The 2,920-nt window shown below is 44.0% G+C and carries 2 protein-coding genes and 1 pseudogene; 1 reads left to right on the forward strand and 2 read right to left on the reverse strand.

The annotated features are described in order from the left end of the window. Positions 1–125 precede the first annotated feature (125 nt). Complete coding sequence (locus tag AB6F11_RS21555; RefSeq protein ID WP_017061666.1) at positions 126–674, reverse strand: carboxymuconolactone decarboxylase family protein; 549 nt, start codon at positions 672–674, stop codon at positions 126–128. Between the two features lie 236 nt (positions 675–910). After that, positions 911–1,309, reverse strand: a pseudogene (locus tag AB6F11_RS21560) (GNAT family N-acetyltransferase); the annotation flags it as partial. 273 nt (positions 1,310–1,582) lie between these two features. Here AB6F11_RS21560 and AB6F11_RS21565 point away from each other — a divergent pair. Then, positions 1,583–2,746 (forward strand): amino acid permease, encoded by a 1,164-nt coding sequence (locus tag AB6F11_RS21565; RefSeq protein ID WP_017061663.1) that lies wholly within the window; start codon positions 1,583–1,585, stop codon positions 2,744–2,746. The last annotated feature ends 174 nt before the right edge of the window (positions 2,747–2,920 follow it).

Consider the following 2,920-nt stretch of genomic DNA (forward strand, 5'->3'; position numbering starts at 1 on the left):
AGGACTTTCACCTCCTAGATCAACGCCATGCTCGGCGCACAACAACAAAGCCCCACTCAACTGAGCGGGGCTTTCATCATTATCATATCTTGAGTTGCTTAAATACGATGGTTAGTTAAATACGATTACCCTTGCCAAGCGAACTGTTCAAAAACTTTGTCGACTGGCGTTTTAGCAACGTGGTTTACGTAATTACTGATCACTTTCTGAGACAGGCCAAGAATCACTTCTAACACTTGTTGTTGACCGTAGCCCGCTTCGAAAAATGCTGCCATTTCACTTTCAGGCACATTGCCGCGGTTACGCACCATGCTCAGCGTAAAATCATGCAGTGCTTGCAGTTTTTCAGTGGGTAGAGCCGTGCGATTACGCAGTGCTTCGGTGATTGCAGGATCAACCTTCATTGAATGTGCGATACCTGTGTGCGCTGGAACGCAGTAGTGACATTCGTGTTCAACGTTGATGGTTTGCCAAACAACCGTTAGCTCTTCAGCATCGAAAGATGAGTCACTAAATGCCTGATGAAGCTGGGTGTAAGCCTTAAGTGTGTTTGGAGATTCAGCCAACACACCAAACAAGCCCGGCACTCTGCCCATCTGCTTTTTAGCGCCCTCAAGAATAGGTTGGCTTTGCTCTGGCGCGGATTCTACTGAGTGAATTTTGAAGTTGCTCATTGCTCTATCCCTATCAATTTTCGGTTCTAAAGTTATTCAATCACGGAGCAATTAATGAATGTTCTCCGTTGGTGTTAAAACAATATAGATCAAACAAGAACGATCGTTCAAGTGTTATTTTGAACACTCGTTCAAACTGTACATTGAAGCCTGACGGATATCTTTTGTTCATAACGAGAAAGCCCAACAGGCAACACCTGATGGGCTTTCTCTTTTTCTCAATTTTTTGCAAGCGGCTACCAATATTCTGCGTGAGCCAAGCCTTTAACACAACTCGACTTGCCACTTGTTACTTTGATTTCACCACCAGTTAACAATTGAGCCAACCAACCGTGAGGGAAACTCAATTCAAAGGGCGCTGGGACCTGCTTAACGGTAATTTGCCCAAAGCCCACTTTTGAATAGTAGTCAGGATCACCGTACGTCACTGCAAGCTCAATACCCTGCTCTTTTAGAAACTGCAAACCGAAGTTAATCAGGCGCTGACCAATACCACGCTTTTGCACCTGAGTGCTCACCGCGACTGGCGAAAGCAAATATGCCTTGGTTTCATCGTCAAATGAAAGCGACGTAAAGATAATCGAGCCTACAATCGTACTATCCGCATCCGACTCACTAGAATCGTCTTCAATTAGCTCATAAACATACTTCTTTTTAACTGAATTTTGCCAATTTCTAAATCATTCAATAATGGACGAACGTTAACTAAACGATAAATAAACTCACCGAGTGAATACTTAAATCAACCACACATATACACCAGAAATTCCTGCTTAAATTTTTTAGAAAAATTCAAAATTTATTAGAAATTAACCCCTAACTTTACTGTGTAATTTGTTAGGCTTGGCAACAAATATTTACAATCCAACAAAAAATTAATTGGATACTTTGAGGTTGCTTTCTTGAATATGAAATTATTCGGCAGTTCTTTGATTCTGTCAGGAACTGCATTAGGGGCTGGCATGCTTGCTATTCCCATGGTGTTGGCTCAATTTGGCTTCATGATCAGCTCAGTGCTGATGCTACTTATCTTTATCGGCACCACATACTCTGCACTCCTCCTGGCAGAAGCATGCACTAAAACTAAAGACAACAGTGGCATGAGCAGTGTCGCTTACCTCACTCTGGGCAGCAAAGGTAAACACTTTATCAATGCACTCTTTTACCTGTTGCTAGTATGCATGTTGATCGCTTATATCTTAGGTGTCGGTGACATCATTCATAAGCTACTGCTCGACGTTGGTGTCGATGTATCAGCATCCGTTGCGTATACCATTTTCAGCCTATTGATGGGTGCTATCGTCGTCTCGGGCAAGTCTTATATCGACAAACTGAATCGCGGGCTATTCATCTTGATGGTCGTGATGCTGTTTATCGTTATCGCGTCATTATTTAGCAACATTCGCCTTGATTACCTAACTCAAACCAGCCAATACACGGCCAACGACGTGGTGCAATACAGCGCAGTTATCTTTACTAGCTTTGCCTCTATGGTGGTGATCCCGTCACTGGTTATCTACAACCGTGAAGCAACTCAAAAGCAGATCCGCAATATGATTCTGCTAGGCTCAGTGATTCCATTAATTTGCTACCTAACTTGGTTATTCGCGATTATCGGCAACCTTGGCACAGACGCGATAAGCCAGTTCCACAATATCTCTGAGTTGATCTCTGCGTTCAGCGGCCAATCTGCTTGGTTGAAAGTGGTGATCGCTCTGTTCTCTGCTCTGGCCTTGGTGACTTCTTTCCTCGGCGTGTCGATGGCGCTTTACGACCAAAACAAAGATGCGGTGACCAACAACAAAGCGTTGGCTTATGCGCTAACCTTCATCTTACCTTTGGTATTAGCTGAGCTGTTCGCTAGCCAGTTTGTAAGCATGCTGGACTATGCAGGTATGGTGCTGGTGTTCCTAGCTATCTGGGGCCCACTCGCAATGGTAGTTAAGGTTCGCAGACCTGACTTCCCTCACCTACAAACCGAAGGCAGCTACACAGCAGCCGGTGGCGACACGGCATTAATGGCGACATTTGGTTTTGGTGCGTTGATTTTCGTGTCTTGGTTTATGGGGTAGATCCCCATTGAATGGACTATCTGTTGCCATTTAGAAGACAGCAGATACAAATAGCCCGTTAGTCCTGCTATTAAAAGTAGAGACTAACGGGCATTTTACTTCTTATTGGAGTGCTTGCTCATAGACAGAACCTTAAGCACTAAGCTCAGCGTAAATTCCGTCTAACGTAATGTT

The sequence above is a fragment of the Vibrio sp. 10N.247.311.14 genome, assembly GCF_041467715.1.
GTDB lineage: Bacteria > Pseudomonadota > Gammaproteobacteria > Enterobacterales > Vibrionaceae > Vibrio > Vibrio crassostreae_C.

What these genes read in the sequence shown, in the direction of transcription:
- AB6F11_RS21555 (WP_017061666.1), bottom strand. Translation starts at nt 674, where the DNA reads ATGAGCAACTTCAAAATTCACTCAGTAGAATCCGCGCCAGAGCAAAGC.
- AB6F11_RS21565 (WP_017061663.1), top strand. Translation starts at nt 1,583, where the DNA reads ATGAAATTATTCGGCAGTTCTTTGATTCTGTCAGGAACTGCATTAGGG.